Genomic DNA, 255 nt, shown 5'->3' with positions numbered 1-255 from the left:
CAATCGTTTAAAGCAGATATTTGAAGGGCTGACCGATATTATTCAGCGTTATCAGCCCGATATTATGGCTATCGAACAAGTATTCCTGCATAAAAATGCCGATTCGGCTTTAAAACTTGGCCAGGCACGTGGTGCCGCCATCTGTGCCGCTGTCAGCCAGCAGCTACTGGTCCATGAATATTCTGCAACCCAAATAAAAAAAGCTGTAGTTGGCAATGGACATGCCAAAAAAGAGCAAGTCCAGTATATGATGAC

General features: G+C 44.3%; 1 protein-coding gene. It reads left to right on the top strand.

The window, feature by feature from the left end; translation table 11 throughout:
• A partial coding sequence (gene ruvC / locus E8Q33_RS15110; RefSeq protein ID WP_136555717.1) for a crossover junction endodeoxyribonuclease RuvC occupies window positions 1-255 on the top strand: 255 nt, incomplete at both ends.

Origin of the sequence: Methylophaga sp. SB9B, assembly GCF_004832235.1 — a bacterium.
Classification (GTDB): Bacteria; Pseudomonadota; Gammaproteobacteria; order Nitrosococcales; family Methylophagaceae; genus Methylophaga; species Methylophaga muralis.
This window is presented reverse-complemented; position numbering and strand designations above follow the sequence as displayed.